General features: G+C 68.2%; 19 protein-coding genes. 15 read left to right on the top strand and 4 right to left on the bottom strand.

Annotation, left to right across the window (positions count from 1 at the left end; genetic code table 11):
• Positions 1 to 29: 29 nt before the first annotated feature.
• The 9 genes from ACYX4P_RS17145 (at position 30) to ACYX4P_RS17105 (ending at position 8,903) form a co-directional block, all read left to right on the top strand.
• Complete coding sequence (locus ACYX4P_RS17145; protein WP_248118466.1) at positions 30 to 419, top strand: DUF4260 domain-containing protein; 390 nt, start codon at positions 30 to 32, stop codon at positions 417 to 419.
• A gap of 29 nt (positions 420 to 448) precedes the next feature.
• Positions 449 to 1,447 carry a D-cysteate sulfo-lyase gene (cuyA, locus tag ACYX4P_RS17140; RefSeq protein ID WP_248118463.1) on the top strand — a complete coding sequence of 333 codons (999 nt, stop codon included), beginning with the start codon at positions 449 to 451 and terminating at the stop codon, positions 1,445 to 1,447.
• A 14-nt stretch (positions 1,448 to 1,461) separates the two neighbouring features.
• Complete coding sequence (locus ACYX4P_RS17135; RefSeq protein ID WP_248118461.1) at positions 1,462 to 1,701, top strand: DUF3253 domain-containing protein; 240 nt, start codon at positions 1,462 to 1,464, stop codon at positions 1,699 to 1,701.
• A complete protein-coding gene (locus tag ACYX4P_RS17130; RefSeq protein WP_248118459.1) occupies positions 1,698 to 2,243 on the top strand; it encodes a hypothetical protein in 546 nt (181 codons plus the stop codon). The genes ACYX4P_RS17135 and ACYX4P_RS17130 overlap by 4 nt, the downstream gene beginning before the upstream one ends.
• Positions 2,244 to 2,505: 262 nt before the next feature.
• Complete coding sequence (gene cuyB / locus ACYX4P_RS17125) at positions 2,506 to 3,180, top strand: cysteate racemase (protein ID WP_248118457.1); 675 nt, start codon at positions 2,506 to 2,508, stop codon at positions 3,178 to 3,180.
• A 52-nt stretch (positions 3,181 to 3,232) separates the two neighbouring features.
• Positions 3,233 to 4,186 (top strand): nucleoside hydrolase, encoded by a 954-nt coding sequence (locus tag ACYX4P_RS17120; protein ID WP_248118455.1) that lies wholly within the window; start codon positions 3,233 to 3,235, stop codon positions 4,184 to 4,186.
• Complete coding sequence (locus tag ACYX4P_RS17115) at positions 4,183 to 5,028, top strand: ribokinase (protein ID WP_248118454.1); 846 nt, start codon at positions 4,183 to 4,185, stop codon at positions 5,026 to 5,028. Before ACYX4P_RS17120 ends, ACYX4P_RS17115 begins: the two co-directional genes overlap by 4 nt.
• A 133-nt stretch (positions 5,029 to 5,161) precedes the next feature.
• Positions 5,162 to 6,316 carry a hypothetical protein gene (locus ACYX4P_RS17110; protein WP_248118452.1) on the top strand — a complete coding sequence of 385 codons (1,155 nt, stop codon included), beginning with the start codon at positions 5,162 to 5,164 and terminating at the stop codon, positions 6,314 to 6,316.
• 97 nt (positions 6,317 to 6,413) lie between these two features.
• The gene (locus ACYX4P_RS17105; RefSeq protein ID WP_292048250.1) at positions 6,414 to 8,903 is read left to right on the top strand and encodes an alpha/beta hydrolase family protein; all 2,490 of its coding nucleotides are present in this window, start codon (positions 6,414 to 6,416) and stop codon (positions 8,901 to 8,903) included.
• Positions 8,904 to 8,907: 4 nt separating this feature from the next.
• On the opposite strand, the gene ACYX4P_RS17100 is transcribed toward ACYX4P_RS17105, so the two are convergent.
• Together ACYX4P_RS17100 and ACYX4P_RS17095 are read right to left on the bottom strand one after the other, a co-directional pair.
• Positions 8,908 to 9,513 carry a hypothetical protein gene (locus ACYX4P_RS17100; protein WP_248118450.1) on the bottom strand — a complete coding sequence of 202 codons (606 nt, stop codon included), beginning with the start codon at positions 9,511 to 9,513 and terminating at the stop codon, positions 8,908 to 8,910.
• A 79-nt stretch (positions 9,514 to 9,592) separates the two neighbouring features.
• Positions 9,593 to 10,723: an alcohol dehydrogenase catalytic domain-containing protein gene (locus ACYX4P_RS17095; protein ID WP_314137027.1), complete on the bottom strand. Its 1,131-nt coding sequence runs from the start codon at positions 10,721 to 10,723 to the stop codon at positions 9,593 to 9,595.
• Between the two features lie 109 nt (positions 10,724 to 10,832).
• On the opposite strand from ACYX4P_RS17095, the gene ACYX4P_RS17090 reads away from it, so the two are divergent.
• Positions 10,833 to 11,267 (top strand): acyl-CoA thioesterase, encoded by a 435-nt coding sequence (locus ACYX4P_RS17090; RefSeq protein WP_248118446.1) that lies wholly within the window; start codon positions 10,833 to 10,835, stop codon positions 11,265 to 11,267.
• A gap of 20 nt (positions 11,268 to 11,287) precedes the next feature.
• On the opposite strand, the gene ACYX4P_RS17085 is transcribed toward ACYX4P_RS17090, so the two are convergent.
• Complete coding sequence (locus ACYX4P_RS17085) at positions 11,288 to 12,322, bottom strand: hypothetical protein (RefSeq protein WP_248118444.1); 1,035 nt, start codon at positions 12,320 to 12,322, stop codon at positions 11,288 to 11,290.
• A gap of 148 nt (positions 12,323 to 12,470) precedes the next feature.
• A complete protein-coding gene (locus ACYX4P_RS17080) occupies positions 12,471 to 12,671 on the bottom strand; it encodes a hypothetical protein (RefSeq protein ID WP_248118443.1) in 201 nt (66 codons plus the stop codon).
• Positions 12,672 to 12,811: 140 nt separating this feature from the next.
• Here ACYX4P_RS17080 and ACYX4P_RS17075 point away from each other — a divergent pair, with 140 nt between their 5' ends.
• The 5 genes from ACYX4P_RS17075 (at position 12,812) to ACYX4P_RS17055 (ending at position 15,156) form a co-directional block, all read left to right on the top strand.
• On the top strand, positions 12,812 to 13,585 hold the full coding sequence (locus ACYX4P_RS17075) for a YebC/PmpR family DNA-binding transcriptional regulator (RefSeq protein ID WP_087120598.1): 774 nt from the start codon (positions 12,812 to 12,814) through the stop codon (positions 13,583 to 13,585).
• 46 nt (positions 13,586 to 13,631) lie between these two features.
• Positions 13,632 to 13,910 carry a hypothetical protein gene (locus ACYX4P_RS17070; protein WP_248118442.1) on the top strand — a complete coding sequence of 93 codons (279 nt, stop codon included), beginning with the start codon at positions 13,632 to 13,634 and terminating at the stop codon, positions 13,908 to 13,910.
• The gene (locus ACYX4P_RS17065; RefSeq protein ID WP_248118441.1) at positions 13,907 to 14,185 is read left to right on the top strand and encodes a type II toxin-antitoxin system RelE/ParE family toxin; all 279 of its coding nucleotides are present in this window, start codon (positions 13,907 to 13,909) and stop codon (positions 14,183 to 14,185) included. The genes ACYX4P_RS17070 and ACYX4P_RS17065 overlap by 4 nt, the downstream gene beginning before the upstream one ends.
• 77 nt (positions 14,186 to 14,262) lie before the next feature.
• Positions 14,263 to 14,781: a hemerythrin domain-containing protein gene (locus tag ACYX4P_RS17060; RefSeq protein ID WP_248118440.1), complete on the top strand. Its 519-nt coding sequence runs from the start codon at positions 14,263 to 14,265 to the stop codon at positions 14,779 to 14,781.
• 18 nt (positions 14,782 to 14,799) lie between these two features.
• Positions 14,800 to 15,156 carry a hypothetical protein gene (locus tag ACYX4P_RS17055; RefSeq protein ID WP_248118439.1) on the top strand — a complete coding sequence of 119 codons (357 nt, stop codon included), beginning with the start codon at positions 14,800 to 14,802 and terminating at the stop codon, positions 15,154 to 15,156.
• The last annotated feature ends 25 nt before the right edge of the window (positions 15,157 to 15,181 follow it).

Genomic DNA, 15,181 nt, shown 5'->3' with positions numbered 1-15,181 from the left:
CCACAAGTGAGACATATGGAGCGACCCTGATGACGGGAACGACGACGAAGCCGCCGATGCGCGACTGGCTGCGGCTGGAAAGCTTGGCGATCCTGGTTTTGTGCGTGGGGCTTTATTCCCACATCGGCGCGCCCTGGTGGCTGTTCGCGGCGGCGTTTCTGGCGCCCGACCTGTCGTTCGCGGGCTATCTGTTCGGCGGCCGCGTCGGGGCGTGGACCTATAATCTGGCGCACAACGAGGTCAGTCCGGTGGTGCTGGGCCTGGTCGGGTTATGGCTGGCGCCCACGCTGACGCCGTTCGCGCTGATCTGGGGCGCCCATGTCGGGTTCGACCGGATGCTGGGCTATGGGCTCAAGATCGGCGCGTCGTTCGGTCAGACCCATCTGGGGGCCATCGGCAAAGCCGGCGCAGGCGTCTAAGACAGGGCGACCCCCACGGAGTTCGTCCCATGCATCTCGCCCGTTTCGCCCGCATCCGCCTGGCCCATCTGCCGACGCCGCTGGAGCCGCTGCCCCGGCTGTCGGAGGAGCTGGGTCTGGACCTGTGGATCAAGCGCGACGACTGCACCGGCCTGGCGGGCGGCGGCAACAAGACCCGCAAGCTGGAGTTCCTGCTGGGCGCGGCGTTCGAGCAGGAGGCCGATACCCTGGTGACCCAAGGGGCGGTGCAGTCGAACCATGTGCGCCAGACGGCCGCCGCCGCCGCCGCCCACGGCCTGGCCTGCGAGATCATTCTGGAAGAGCGGACGGGATCGAAGGCCAGCGACTATGTCGGCAATGGCAACGTGCTGCTGGACCGGCTGTTCGGGGCGACGATCCGCACCGTGCCGGGCGGGACGGACATGGTCGCCGAGCTTGAGAAGACGGCGCAAGACGTGCGGGCGCGCGGCGGCAACCCCTATGTGATCCCCGGCGGCGGATCGAACCCGGTCGGCGCCCTGGGCTATGTCGATTGTGCGCGCGAGATCGTGGTCCAGGCCGACGAGATGGATCTGGAGGTCCACCGGATCGTGACAGCGACGGGCAGCGCGGGCACCCATGCGGGCCTGGTCGCCGGGCTGGCGGTCATGGGGGCGGACATCCCGGTGCTGGGCGTCGGTGTGCGGGCGCCCAAGGAGAAGCAGGAGGCGAACGTCTTCAAACTGGCCGAGGAGACGGCCGCCCTGCTGGGCCAGCCGGGGCGAGTGACGCGCGATAGGGTGGTGGCCGACTGCGACTATGTGGGCGAGGGCTACGGCCTGATCGATCAGGGGGTGATCGACGCCCTGACGCTGGCGGCGCGACTGGACGGGATCGTGCTGGACCCGGTCTATTCCGGCAAGGCGATGAAGGGGCTGATCGCCCTGGCGCGGGCGGGTCAGTTCCGGGGCGAGACGGTGGTCTTCCTGCACACCGGCGGGGCGCAGGGGCTTTTCGGCTATCAGACCGAGATCGAAGGGGCGCTGTAAGGGCGGCGCCCGTCATGGACGCGCGCCAGGCGACGCTGGCGCTGCTCGCCGCCCGCGCCGAGGACGCCACCGTCTGCCCCAGCGAGGTGGCGCGCGTCGTGGCCGCCGCCACGGGGGCATGGCGCGACGCGATGCCGGAGGTTCATGCGGCGGTGGATGTCCTGGTGAGCGAAGGCGTGGTGCGGCTGAGCTGGAAGGGGCGCGGGCTGGCGCGGCGGGCGGGGCCGTATCGGATCGGACGGGGCGGCGATTGAGTCGCTCGACGGTTGCGTTTTTTTCGAGAATGCCGCTAACAGCGGGCATGGCTGAGATTTCACGACGTGTCGCGCGCGCACATCCCGCGTTTCTCACGGCTCTGTTCGTGGCCGGTTTGGTCATGCAGATGGTCCTGTCCGGCACGACGGCTCCGCCGCCTGTGCGCGGCCTTGTGACCGTCTTGCCGATCGCCGCCGCCTGCCTTTGGTATTGGTCCGTCTTCGTCGTATCCAAGACGGCGAAGAGCCGTGCGCCCATGCCGCCGTGGACATGGCTGTTTGCTGTCCCGCCGATCATTCCGCTGGTCGCGGTGCTGGCAGGTTGGTGGATGAACAACAGTCCTGTCGCCCTGGTGTTTTTCGTCGTCTTTTTCACCGTCCTGTGGTTCGCCGCTCAAGCCTTGGAAAGCGCAGACGCCCTCACCCGTCATGCGTCGGCGGGACGGATGGCAGTGACGATGGTTCTGATGTTCTGCGCCCTGATAGGGGTCTGGATACTGTGGCCGAAGATCAGGCGTGTCGCGGGGATGTCAGCTATCTAGCGGTCCATGTGCTCAGGCGGTTACGGAAACCGCGTATCAGGGGATCCGATCTCCAAAGCGGCGCCCTTGAGGTTGGCAGGCGGCCAGGAAAGACAGGGCGGCGATGGCAGGCAGGCGTCTCATCTTGCGCTCACGTCGATGTCCAAGGGGCTGCTTGCCTATTCTAACGGATTTCGGGAGTGTCCGCTGAGTGATTTGGCGGGCTGACGCCGGGGCGTTTCGCGCGTTCGAACGCGAACCGATGCGGTTCAGGAAGGGTGGCATGAGCAAGGTCCTGGGCGTCATCGGGGGCATGGGGCCGGCGGCGACGGTGGCCTTTCTGGCGCGGGTGCAGGCGTTGACGCCGGCCAAGGGGGATGCGGACCATATCCGGGTCGTGATGGATCTGAACCCGCAAGTGCCGGACAGGAATACGCGGCCGGGCGAGGCGGAAGCGGTGCTGGGCCGGATGGCGGCGGGGCTGGCGGCGGCGGGGGCGGCGGTGATCGCCATGCCGTGCAACACCGCCCATGGCCAGGCAGCGGCGATCCGGGCCGTGTGCGCGGCGCAGGGCCTGAGCTTCATCGACATGATCGCGGCGACGGCGGATGCGGCGGCGGCGTCCGGGGCGGGGCGGATCGCGGTCCTGGCGACGCCGGGGGGCGAGCGGCTTTATCGGGAGGCGCTGGCGGCGCGCGGGGTCGAGGCGGTGCTGCTGGACGGCGCGGACCGCCAGACCTTCATGGGCCTGGTCTATGGGGTCAAGCGCGGCGACGTCGGCGAGGCGGCGCGGGCGGGGATGCGCGGGCTGGCCCAGGCCCTGGCGGATGCGGGGGCTAAAGGCCTGATCGCGGGGTGTACGGAGGTTCCGCTGCTGCTGCGGGCGCAGGACGTCGCGGTACCGCTGACGGACTCGGCCGAGGTGCTGGCGCAGGCGTGCGTCGAGGCGTGCCTGTAGTTTCGTCGTCAACGGGCTTGCCCCCCGGCGTTCGGCCCGTCAAACGAAGCGGGTGAGCATTCAATCCCTGATCATCGATTGCGACCCCGGCGTGGATGACGCCGTGGCGCTGTTCCTGGCCTTTGCGGCGCCCGAGTTGGAGCTGTTGGCCATAACCACGGTCGGGGGTAACGTCCCCGGCGCCAAGACCCAGCGCAATGCGCGGATCATCCGCCAGATCGCCGGGCGCGAGGAGGTGCCGGTCTTCGGCGGGGCGGAACGGCCGCTGAAACGCCCGCCGGCGGGGGCCGGAGAGTTCCATGGACCGGAGGGACTGGGCGATCTGGACCCGTTCGAGCCGGCGGGCATCGTCGGCGACGGGCCGGCGGCCAACGCCATCGTCGACTTGGTGATGCGCCGACCCGAAGGCTCGGTCGCCGTCGCCGTCATCGGGCCGATGACCAATCTGGCCCTGGCCATGCGGCGCGAGCGGCGGCTGGCCGAACGGCTGGGGCCGGTGGTCGTCATGGGCGGCGCGCGGGCCGAGGGCGGCAACATCACGCCTTCCGCCGAGTTCAACGTCTGGGCCGACCCGGACGCCGCGGCGGTGGTGTTCGGATCGGGGTGTCCGGTCGTCGCCTTCGGTTTGGACGCCACCCATCAGGTGCGCGCGACCGAGGACCGGATCGTGGCGATAGAGGCCATCGACAGCGCGGCGGCGCGGGCCACGGCGGCGATGCTGCGGTTCTCGCAACGGGTCGAGCGCGAAGTCGTGGGATGGGATTCTGCGCCCCTGCACGATCCCTGTCCCATCGCCTGGCTGATCCGGCCCGCCCTGTTCGAGACGAAGGCGTGCCGGATCGAGGTGGAGACGGCCTCGGACCTGACGCGCGGCCATACGGCGGTGGAGTTCCGGGTCGATCCGGCCACGGCGCGTCATCGTTGGGCCGTGGCGGCGGATGCGCAGGGGGTGTTCGACCTGATCGTCGAGAAGCTGAAGGATCAGGCGCCGGGGATTGGGGCATGAGGATCACCGTCGTCGGCTCGATCAACCTGGATCTGGTCGCCACCGCGCCCCAGCTGCCGGCGCCGGGCGAGACGGTGACGGGGGCGGCCCTGGCGCGCCATCCCGGCGGCAAGGGCGCCAACCAGGCGCTGGCGGCCGAGAAGCTGGGCGCCGAGGTCTGTCTGATCGGGCGGGTCGGCGACGACGCCATGGCGGGCGAGGCCCTGGCCCTGATGGAGGATCTGGGCGTCGATCTGGCGGGGGTGGAGGTGGATGTGGCGGCCCCGACGGGCGTCGCCCTGATCGCCGTCGATCCGACCGGCGAAAACCAGATCGTGGTCGCGGCGGGGGCCAACCACATGGTCACGCCCGAACAACTGCCGCAGCGGATCGAGGGCGCGCTGATCGTGCAGCTGGAGCTGCCGATCGAGACGGTGGAGGCGGCGGTGGGCCGGGCGACGGGCTTCGTCTGCGCCAATCTGGCGCCCGCCGCGCCGGTGTCGGAACGGCTGCTGCGCCGCGCCGACCTGATCGTGGTCAACGAAACCGAGGCCGCCTTCTATGGCGACGGTCTGCACCGGGGCGGCGGCCGCGTGGTCGTCACCAAGGGCGCACGCGGCGCGGCCATGTACCAGCGCGGGGTCGAAATGGCCTGGGCGACCCCGCCGGTGGTTGAGGCGGTCGATGCGACCGGCGCCGGCGACGCCTTCGTGGCGGCCATTACGGTCGCCCTGCTGGAAGGCATGGACCCGGCCGAGGCGTTGCGGTTCGCCTGCGCGGCCGGGGCCTTCGCCGCGACAAGGGCGGGCGCCCAACCTTCCGCGCCGGAGCGGGATGCGGTGGAGCGGTTGCTGGCGGGTTGACAGTACAGGCTCGAGGTCATGGAGTGTCGCTTCCAGGTTGCAGGAAGAAGCCATGCTGACGAGGCGTTTTGTAGGTTTGTCGTTAGCGGCTGCGGCTGCGATGGCGGGTCGGACAACATCCGCTCAGACCCCCATGACGGTGGCTGAACAGTACCAGGCCGAAGGTCGCTACCTGCCATTCTATCTGAACCTGCGGGCAAGGGCTGATGCAGGGGAAGAGGAGGCGCGATATGTGTTGCCGTGGTTTGCCGCCTTTGTTGGCGACGAGGCGACTGCCATCGGATTCGACGAACGACCGCGCCCGGCGGGAACACCGCTGCCCGACCTTGCGGGCGCGGAAGTCAGCGATGCGCTCGAAACCATCGTCCAGGCGGCTGCCGACAAACAGATCGTCGTCCTGAACGAAGCGCACAACGTTTCAGGCCACCGCAGCTTCGCGGCGCGTGTCATGCGCGCCTTGCGACCGTTGGGCTTTGACACTTTTGCGGCCGAGACGTTCGGCGGAATGGGCGGTTATCGCGCGGGCATCCCCTTCCATTCGAGGTTTGGCTATTACACCGCCGATCCGGTTTTTGCTGAGATGGTGCGGGAGGCGGCGTCGCTAGGCTATGCCTTCGCCGACTACGAGCAGACAGCGGATCAGCGGTTGCCCGCCGACGCGGACATGGACGCGCAGACGACTGCACGAGAAGTCGCTCAAAGCGCAAATCTGATCCACAACGTGCTGAAGCCGCGTCCCGCCGCTCGAATCTTCGTCCTGTGCGGCTACAGCCACGCCACTGAGATGGCGGGGGTTGGCGGGCTATGGTTCGCTGGTCAATTGAAGGCCGCCACGGGTATTGATCCTCTCACCATCGAACAGTCCAGCAACTGGCCGGCGACCCGGCCCGAGGCCGATACGCCCGAGACGGCGGCAGTGCTCGAGCGGTTCGCGCCGACCCGTCCGCTCTCGGTTTGGCGGGATGGTCGGGCGTTCGGCAACCGTTTCTTTGACGGAAAAGTCGATTTGAGCGTCTTCCATCCCCGTCTGCCCAAGGTCGCCGGCCGTCCCGGTTGGCTGGCGGCTGATCCGGCGCGCAAGGCGGTCGAGGTAAGCGTTCCGGCCTTCGAGGGGCCGGCTCTGATGCAAGCGTTGCACATGGACGAGGGGGCGGTAGTTCCGGCGGACCATCTGCTGCTCGAGAAGGGACAGGAGAAGGCGACCCTGCTGCTGCGGCCCGGTTCCTACTTCCTGCGGCTAGAGACGGTTCGGGGGATCGAGCCCGCCTGTGGAACAATGACGGTTTGAGCCTCAAGAGTTGTAACACCGTAACGGCATTCAGGGTTGGCGTCGGGGGCGGGGGCGGGTAGGTCTGGGGTTCGGGCTTTTGTGGGGACTTCGGATGATGACGATGGGTATGCGGGGCGCCGGGCTGGCGCTGGCGACGGTTTTGCTGGCTTCGACGGCGGGGGCGGCGTTTGCCCAGACGGCGAACGGGATGGCGGCGAATAGCCCGGCGGCGGCGGGGCCGATGGTCTATCAGCAGCCGCCAGCGCCGATCGCGGACATTCTGGACGCCAAGCCGACGCCGTCGTCGATGCTGAGCCCGGACCGGCGGACGCTGGTGCTGATGGATCGGTCGAACCTGCCCAGCATCAAGGCCCTGGCCGAGCCGATGCTGAGGCTGGCGGGGTCGCGGATCAATCCCAGGAACAATGGCGCGGCCGAGAGCCGGGTGTCGTGGCTGACGGGACTGAGCCTGCAGGCGGTGGATGGGGGGCAACCCCGCGTCGTGGCCCTGCCCAGCGGCGCGCGGTTCACGGCGCCGCGGTTCTCGCCGGACGCCAAGTCGCTGGCCTTCGTTATGGATCGGCCGACGGGGCTGGAGCTGTGGGTCGTGGACACAGCCACGGCGCGAGCCAGGAAGCTGACCGATCCGGTGGTCAATATGACGGGCGGGACGGGCTATGAATGGCTGCCCGACAGTTCGGGCCTGCTGGTCGAGGCGGTGCCGGCCGGGCGCGGTCCAGCGCCGGACGTGACGGTTGCGCCGACAGGGCCGAACATCGAGGAGACGGCCGGGCGGGTGGCGCCGGTGCGGACCTATCAGGACCTGCTGTCGAACCCTGGCGACGAGGCGCTGTTCGATCATTATTTCACTAGCCAGCTGACGCTGGTTCCGCTGAACGGCCGTGCACGGACGATCGGTGCGCCGGCGGTCTATCTGGACGCCTCGGTGTCGCCGGATGGGAAATACATCCTGCATGAGATCGCCAAGCGACCCTATTCCTATGCGGTGCCGGACGACCTGTTCCCGACCGAGATCGTGGTGACGGACCTGAACGGGCGGGTGGTGCGGACCATCGCGGACCTGCCGTTGCGGGACGATGTGCCGACCGCCTTCGACGCCGTGGCGCCGGGGCCGCGTTCGGTCGGCTGGCGGGCCGATGCGCCGGCCACCCTGACGTGGGTCGAGGCGCTGGACGGCGGGGACATCCGCAAGGCGGCCGAGTTCCGGGACCGGGTCTTCATGCAGGCGGCGCCGTTCACGGGCGAGCCGGTCAAACTGATCGACCTGAAGGAGCGGTATGGCGGCATCGTCTGGGGCCGGGACGATCTGGCCATCGTCAACAGCCGATGGTTCAACACCCGCCATGAGACGCGATTCGTGGTCGATCCCTCCAACCCCGGCGACGGTCGGGTGCTGCTGGAGCGGAACTATCAGGCGCGCTACGACAATCCGGGCCAGCCGGTGACCCAGCCGAATGCGCAGGGCCGGTCGGTGATCCGCTTCGATCCGCAGGGGCGCATTCTGATGTCCGGCGCGGGGGCGACGCCGCAGGGCGAGTTCCCCTTCCTAGCCGCCATGGACCCGGCGACGGGACGCAGCGAACGGCTGTGGACCTCGGCCAATACGGATTACGAGGCGGTGGTCGGCTTCCTGGATGCGGACGGCAAGCGGGTGGTGACGCAGCGCGAGACGCGGCTGGATCCGCCGAACCTGCAGATCCGCGACCTGACGACGGGCCAGACGACGCGCCTGACCAACTTCCCCGATCCGGCGCCGCAACTGGCCGAGGCGACGCGGCAGCTGGTGACCTATGAGCGGGCGGACGGGGTGAAACTGTCGGGGACGCTTTATCTGCCGGCGGGGTACGACAAGGACCGCGACGGGCCGCTGCCGATGCTGATGTGGGCCTATCCGGCCGAGTTCACCGATGCGGCGGTGGCGGGCCAGACGGTGGATGTGCAGAACCGCTTCGTGCGGCCGGGCGGGTCCAGCCATCTGTTCCTGCTGACCCAGGGCTACGCCATCTTCGACAACCCCTCCATGCCCATCATCGGCAAGGACGGGGCCGAGCCGAACGACACCTATGTTCAGCAGCTGACAGCGGACGCCCAGGCGGCGGTCGATGCGGTGGTGCGGATGGGTGTGGCGGATCGCGACCGGATCGCGGTCGGGGGCCACAGCTACGGCGCCTTCATGACCGCGAACCTCTTGGTCCACACCGACCTGTTCAGGACCGGGATCGCGCGGTCTGGGGCCTATAACCGCACCCTGACGCCGTTCGGCTTCCAGTCCGAGCAGCGCAACTATTGGGAGGCGACCGAGGTCTATACCGAGATGTCGCCCTTCACCTACGCGAACAAGCTGAACGAGCCGATCCTGCTGATCCACGGCGAGGCCGACGACAACTCGGGCACCTTCCCGGTGCAGTCCGAGCGTTTCTATGCGGCGCTGAAGGGGCTGGGGGCGACGGCGCGTTACGTCACCCTGCCGCTGGAGGCGCACGGATACCGCGCGCGGGAATCGGTGGGCCACACCCTGTGGGAGATGACCCGCTGGCTGGACCAGTACGTGAAGAACGCGCCGCCGAGGCCGGCTGCGAACTGAGAGCTCAGGGCTTGGACGCCGCGGCCTCCGCCGCGGCGTTGACGACCGCCAGACGGGCGTCCTGCTCCGATTGAGGCGGGACGCCGAAGACGGCGCGAAGGCTGTCGGGGATCAGGGCGCGGTCGTAGGGATCGAGGGTGGCCGGCGCGTCGCGGGTCTTGCGCGTCTGGGTGCCGTAGATCTGCGGCTTTTCGGTCATCTGCAGATAGCGATCCAGCGTCGCGGCGGCGATCCAGGCGCCTTCGGGCGAGCCCTTGGCCACGGCGGCGACGGCCAGGCTATGGGCCAGCAGATAATCCTCGGGCGTGGAGCCGTGCTGGAAGACGAAGGCGGCGGCGCGATAGTCCTCGCCGGTCTGGAGCGCGCCGGCGTCGAGCAGGGCGCGGGACTGGACACGGCGCGCGGCGTCTTCGGCGAGCATTTCCGTGACGCGGGCGCGGTCTTTGAAAAAGTCCGGCGTCAGGTTCTGGCGTACGGCTTGGTCGGCGGCGAAGATGGCGGCCATCTCGGCGTTGTTTTGAGGCGAGGTCTCCTGCGCCAGCGCCGGAACGGCGAAGGCGAGGACGACGGCCGACATCGCGGCGGCGCAGGACAGGCGAGACGGGCGCATGGGAGATCTCCGCTGAAGCTTGAGCGGACATTGGTCTGCGGATTTGCGGCCGAAACCGGGCGGCGGGATTACACTGTCGTCACGGTCGTACGACCAGCCGCACGACCTCGCCGGCGTGGAGGCGGTCGAAGCCGGTGTTGATGTCGTCCAGGGGAATGACGCCGCTCATCAGCCGATCGACCGGCAGGCGGCCCTGGCGGTAGAGGGCGACGTAGCGGGGGATGTCGCGGCTGGGGACGCAGGTTCCGATGTAGGAGCCCTTCAGCGTGCGCTCCTCGCCGACCAGCGACACGACGTTGACGGCCAGCGCCGCGTCGGGCGGCGGCAGACAGGCGGTGACGGTGGTTCCGCCGCGCCGGGTCATCTTCCACGCGGCCTCAAGCGCCCGGACCGAGCCGGCCATTTCGAAGGCGAAGTCGGCGCCGCCGTTCGTCAGGGCGCGGACCTGATCGACCGCATCGGGGGCGGCGGCGTTGACGGTGACGACCGGGCCCAGGGTGCGGGCCAGGGCCAGTTTGTCTTCGGACAGGTCGACGGCGACGACGGGCGAAGCGCCGCTGGCGAGCGCGCCCAGGACGCTGGCGAGGCCCACGCCGCCCAGGCCGATGACGACGACGCTCTGGCCCGCCTTGACGCCCGCCGTGTTCACCACGGCGCCGACGCCAGTCAGGACGGCGCAGCCGAACAGGGCCGCCTCTTCGAAGGACAGGGAGGGGTCGATCTTCACCAGCGAGCGGCGCGAGACCACGGCGTGTTCGGCGAAGGCGGAACAGCCCAGGTGGTGGTTGACGGGCTCGCCCTCGCGGAAAATGCGGCGGGCGCCGGACAGAAGCTGGCCCCGGCCATTGGCGGCCGCGCCGGGCTCGCACAGGGCCGGACGTCCGCCGGCGCACGGGTCGCAATGGCCGCAGGACGGCATGAAGACCATGACGACGGGATCGCCGATGGCGAGGTCGGCGACCCCTTCGCCCAGGGCCTCGACCACCCCGGCAGCCTCGTGCCCCAGGGCCATGGGCAGGGGGCGGGGACGGTCGCCGTTGATGACGGAAAGGTCCGAATGACACAGGCCGGCGGCCTTGATGGCGACCAAGACCTCGCCCGGGCCGGGCGGGTCCAGCGCGACGGTCTGGACCGACAGGGGGCGGCTGTCGGCGTAGGGCAGGGCGGCGCCCATCTGCGACAGGACGGCGGCGCGGGTCGTGAGGGTCATGCTTCAAGCCTTCGTCATCAGCAACCTACCGATAGGCGCTTGACCTAACGTCGTCCAAGCGAGAGCGTCGTGATCGAGAGCGACGGTTCGCGTCGCCGAGGAAACGACGATGCCGAAACGTGACGAGGGCGCCCTGGCGCAAAGGGCGACCTACAAGGCCTATCACATGGTCTCCACCCGCTGGGCCGACAACGACCAGTACGGCCATATCAACAACGCCAAATTCTACGAGTTCGTGGACTCGGCGGTGAACGCCCATCTGCTGATCGCCAACGCCCTGAACGAATCCATCGGCCTGGTGGTCGATTCCGGCTGTCGCTACACCTCGTCGCTGAAGTTCCCCGACGTGATCGAGGTGGGGATCAAGGTCGACCGCATCGGCACCTCCAGCGTCAGCTACGGCTTTGCGGTGTTCAAGCGCGGCGTCGACGTGCCTGCCGCCATCGGCCATTTCGTCCACGTCTATGTCGACGCCGAAACCCGCCGGCCGAAGCCGTTGCCTGAACGCCTGCGCGCGGTGGTGGAGAACCTGCGGGCGGATTGAGGGCGGTGACCTCAAGCGTTTTAGTCGGTGACCGGAACGAGCATCGGCGTATAGCCGCTGAGCGACATGCCCCAGTTGACGTCCGTCGGCAGGATCAGAACCTGGCCGACCTGCGAGACCTGAATATCCGCAAAGGGCGTAGCCTTGGGCATATCGATGGTCTGCACCTCGCCGCCGCTCGAAATAAACACCTTCCCTGGCGCGATGGCGAGCCATCCGTCCGGTGTCGCGGCCAGTCCGAACAAGGGCCATGTGCTGTGAGCGAACGCCTCGATCGAACCCGGAAGAGCGTCCAATTCGCGACTGAACACCAGCGTCGCTTCATCACCGCAGATGCGCATGAGCCGACCGTGGGACAACATATGATCCAGTCCGATGGACGCCAGAAGGCATCCGGGATGGTCGACGTCGGGAACGAGACCGGTGATCGGATCGCATTCAGCCGCAAGCGGGCCGTGGCAAGGATCGTTATCGACCTTGCGGACTTCGACCATCTTCGATGAGCCCGGGGCGATCCGCCAAAGTCCGCCGCCCCATTCCCCATAGTTGAAGCCGATGTAGATCGACCTGTCGGGGGTCGAAGCCATGGTTCTGACGCCAAAACGGCGCCCAGAGCCCTCTATGGCCTGCCTGCGCCAACGACCGCCGTCGCTCCGATAAAGGGCGTCCTTTGTGACGACGACCCAGTCAGGCCCGACACGTAGCAGGCCGAGGGCGTCAGCGCGAAGCGCTGGCGTCAGGGAGAAGCCCGTTTCCGGATCAAAAACAGAAAAACGGCTCGGCGTTGCGCCATCCGATTTCAGGATAAGAGTTCGACCCGAATCGCGCAGCAAATCCGCCGCGCCTTGCTCGACCACAATGCGCCGCTCGCCGTTGGCTCGGTCGAAAGCGACAACAGCTCCGGACGCACTTCTAAGCCACAGCCGATGTGCGGTGGCGACGCCTTCGACAAGCCGCGCGCCAAGGACAGGATCGTTCGGTGGCGACGACGAATCCTGGGCCGCTGCTGAGCTGACGTTGAACACGATCAAGCAAAAAAGGGTCAGGATGCGCATCATGCGACCCTAGCGTGAAATGCAAACGTCGCACCAGGTTACCCATCACATCGCTGGCCGAACGTCATGTAGGCGTAGCGTCAGATCCTGCTTACCTGATCGCCAAAGCACCTGCGCCCCACGAGAGGCGTAGCGCAGGCCGCGGCCCTCAGTCGTCCAGGCGGCCGACCAGGAACAGGGCGCCGACGGCGGTGAGGGCGCCCAGTGTGAAGGCGGTGATGACGGCGCCGGCGGCGACGGCGGTGGAGACGGTGACGGGGCGGGCCTCGTACCATTCGACGATGTCGGCCTCGTGCAGGTCGTCGTCCATATAGCCTTCGGCTTCGTAGATGGTGTCGTCGGCGGTCATGACTTTACGCTCCGTCTCTCTTGCCGGGATCAATACGCCCAAACGGTGGAGGTTCCACCCCCGAGAGCCATCGTGACAGGATGCCGCCCATCGTTTAGGACGCGCGGCTCAAGGTTTCAGAACGCGCAAAAGACGATCCCATGGCCGGCCACTCGAAATTCAAGAACATCATGCACCGCAAGGGGCGCGCCGACGCGCAGCGCTCCAAGCTGTTCTCCAAACTGTCGCGCGACATCACGGTGGCGGCAAAGTCGGGTCTGCCCGACCCGGCGGCCAACCCGCGCCTGCGCCTGGCGGTCAACAACGCCAAGGCCGAAAGCCTGCCCAAGGACGTGATCCAGCGAGCCATCAACAAGGCCGCCGGCGGCGACGTCGATACGATGGAGGAGGTCCGCTACGAAGGGCGGGGTCCGGGCGGCGTGGGCATCATCGTCGAGGCCCTGACCGACAACCGCAACCGCGCGGCCTCCAACATCGGCACGGCCTTCAAGAAGAACGGCGGGGCGCTGGGCGAGATGAACTCGGTCGCCTTCATGTGGGACAAGGTGGGCAAGATCACCTATCCGGCCGAGGCGGGCAGCGAGGACGCGGTGATGGAGGCCGCCATCGAGGCCGGCGCCGCCGACGTCGAGAGCGACCTGGTCAAGCCCGACATCTACGAGGACGCGCCGGGCCACGTGATCTGGACCGCCTACGAGGACCTGAACGAGGTGGCCGAGGCCATGTCCAAGGTGCTGGGCGACCCCAAGTCCACCGCCATCGTCTGGAAGCCGCAGTCGGACGTGCCGGTCACCGGCGAGGCCGTGGGCACCCTGTTCAAGCTGCTGGACGCGCTGGACGCCGAGGACGACGTGTCGGCCGTCTACTCCAACGAGGACGTCTCGGACGAGGACGCCGCCAAATACGCGGGGTGACGGGCGGCGCGTTTCACGCCCCTGGGGGCTGTGATACGGTCCCCGCATGACCGTGCACGTGACCATCGCCCTGGATGAGGACGTCAAGGCCAAGCTGGACGCCCTGGCGGACGCCCGGCAGGCGCCGATCGACGACATCGTCGCCATGGCGGTGCTGGACATGGCGGTGGAAGAAGAGGCCGCGCCTTTCGTCTCGGCAGACGAGGAGGCGGCCTTCGCGGCGGCCGTGGAGCAGGGGTTGAAATCCTTGGGGGAAGGCCGGGTCCACTCGCACGAAGAGGTGGTCGCAGCGCTTGCTGCGCAGCGGGCCGCCCGCAGGGGATGAGGGTCGATTGGACCGACGAGGCGCTGGCCGACTTGCTCGACGCCTACGCCTTCATCGCCGCCGATAATCCTTCAGCAGCAGAACGGGTGCAGGATCGCCTGATCGAGGCTGCGCGCACTCTGAGCGACATGCCGAACCGCGGCCGGGAGGGACGCCAGGCCGGGACGCGCGAACTGACCGTCTTGGGCACGCCCTATTTGATCGTTTATGCGGTCGGCGACGAGGCGGTCACGATCCTCCGTCTCTGGCACGGCGCGCGCGAACCGTTGGCCTGACAGCAGCGAGTCGTTCGCACGGAACCGGCCGGGGTGTGGGGCGTATCGGGGCTTCACCATTACGCCCGGAGCGCCCCATGGACATCACCCAGCTGATCCTCGACGACCATGCCGAACAGCGCCGGCTGTTCTCGATCATCGAACAGATCGATCCCAAGGACACGGACGCCCTGACCAAGGTGTGGGGCCGGCTGTCGGCTTTCCTTGACGTCCATGCCGAGGCCGAGGAGCGGTTCTTCTATCCCGAGTTGCTGAAACAGGGCGAGGGCGCCAACGACGCCGAGGACGGCACGGTCGAGGGCGAAACCGAAGACGCCATCGAGGACCACAACAAGCTGCGCGATGCGGTCAAGGCGGTCGAAAAGCACGAGGTTGGGTCCAAGGCCTGGTTCGAGGCGGTGGGCGAGGCCAATGTGGTCAACTCCAAACACATGGGCGAGGAGGAGCGGCAGGGGCTGACCGACTTCCGCATGAACGCCGACATCGACATGCGCCACGACCTGGCGGTCAAGTTCGCCGCCTTCGAGGCCGAGCACATCACCGGGGTCAAGCCGGTCAACAAGGACCCCGAAACCTATATCGAAAATCACGGCTGAGGCCGGGAGCGACGGACGATGCAGCAGGCGCGCGATCCGAGGACCGATCTGCCCGGCGCGGCGGGGCCCCCGGTGGAGGGCGCGCGCTGGGCCTGGGTCAAGGCCGGCGCATGGGGCGGGGCCATCGTCGTCCTGCTGTGCGCCGCCGCCGTTACGACCTGGCTGGTGACGCGGGTGCAGACGGCCGTGACGACCGAGCGGCAGGAGGCGACGCCAAAAACCCAGGTCGTGGAGCCGCCGCCGGTGATCTCCGAACCGACGGCCGAACCCCTGCCGGTGGAGAGGGATGTCGCGACGGTCGATGTCGAGTCTGTCTCGCCGGAGCCGCCGGCGCAGGACGCTGCGCCTCGGCGGCCTTTGCGGATGCAGCGCTGAGAGCCGATCCGAAACCGTTCATTGC

Source organism: Brevundimonas sp. ABV4_179, from assembly GCF_056311945.1.
The sequence above is the reverse complement of the archived record's forward strand: the minus strand, read 5'-3'. Positions and strand labels throughout refer to the sequence as shown.

What these genes read in the sequence shown, in the direction of transcription:
- cuyB (WP_248118457.1), top strand. Translation starts at nt 2,506, where the DNA reads ATGAGCAAGGTCCTGGGCGTCATCGGGGGCATGGGGCCGGCGGCGACG.
- ACYX4P_RS17075 (WP_087120598.1), top strand. Translation starts at nt 12,812, where the DNA reads ATGGCCGGCCACTCGAAATTCAAGAACATCATGCACCGCAAGGGGCGC.
- cuyA (WP_248118463.1), top strand. Translation starts at nt 449, where the DNA reads ATGCATCTCGCCCGTTTCGCCCGCATCCGCCTGGCCCATCTGCCGACG.
- ACYX4P_RS17105 (WP_292048250.1), top strand. Translation starts at nt 6,414, where the DNA reads ATGACGATGGGTATGCGGGGCGCCGGGCTGGCGCTGGCGACGGTTTTG.
- ACYX4P_RS17085 (WP_248118444.1), bottom strand. Translation starts at nt 12,322, where the DNA reads ATGCGCATCCTGACCCTTTTTTGCTTGATCGTGTTCAACGTCAGCTCA.
- ACYX4P_RS17090 (WP_248118446.1), top strand. Translation starts at nt 10,833, where the DNA reads ATGCCGAAACGTGACGAGGGCGCCCTGGCGCAAAGGGCGACCTACAAG.
- ACYX4P_RS17100 (WP_248118450.1), bottom strand. Translation starts at nt 9,513, where the DNA reads ATGCGCCCGTCTCGCCTGTCCTGCGCCGCCGCGATGTCGGCCGTCGTC.
- ACYX4P_RS17095 (WP_314137027.1), bottom strand. Translation starts at nt 10,723, where the DNA reads ATGACCCTCACGACCCGCGCCGCCGTCCTGTCGCAGATGGGCGCCGCC.
- ACYX4P_RS17115 (WP_248118454.1), top strand. Translation starts at nt 4,183, where the DNA reads ATGAGGATCACCGTCGTCGGCTCGATCAACCTGGATCTGGTCGCCACC.
- ACYX4P_RS17055 (WP_248118439.1), top strand. Translation starts at nt 14,800, where the DNA reads ATGCAGCAGGCGCGCGATCCGAGGACCGATCTGCCCGGCGCGGCGGGG.
- ACYX4P_RS17110 (WP_248118452.1), top strand. Translation starts at nt 5,162, where the DNA reads ATGACGGTGGCTGAACAGTACCAGGCCGAAGGTCGCTACCTGCCATTC.
- ACYX4P_RS17065 (WP_248118441.1), top strand. Translation starts at nt 13,907, where the DNA reads ATGAGGGTCGATTGGACCGACGAGGCGCTGGCCGACTTGCTCGACGCC.
- ACYX4P_RS17060 (WP_248118440.1), top strand. Translation starts at nt 14,263, where the DNA reads ATGGACATCACCCAGCTGATCCTCGACGACCATGCCGAACAGCGCCGG.
- ACYX4P_RS17070 (WP_248118442.1), top strand. Translation starts at nt 13,632, where the DNA reads ATGACCGTGCACGTGACCATCGCCCTGGATGAGGACGTCAAGGCCAAG.
- ACYX4P_RS17135 (WP_248118461.1), top strand. Translation starts at nt 1,462, where the DNA reads ATGGACGCGCGCCAGGCGACGCTGGCGCTGCTCGCCGCCCGCGCCGAG.
- ACYX4P_RS17145 (WP_248118466.1), top strand. Translation starts at nt 30, where the DNA reads ATGACGGGAACGACGACGAAGCCGCCGATGCGCGACTGGCTGCGGCTG.
- ACYX4P_RS17080 (WP_248118443.1), bottom strand. Translation starts at nt 12,671, where the DNA reads ATGACCGCCGACGACACCATCTACGAAGCCGAAGGCTATATGGACGAC.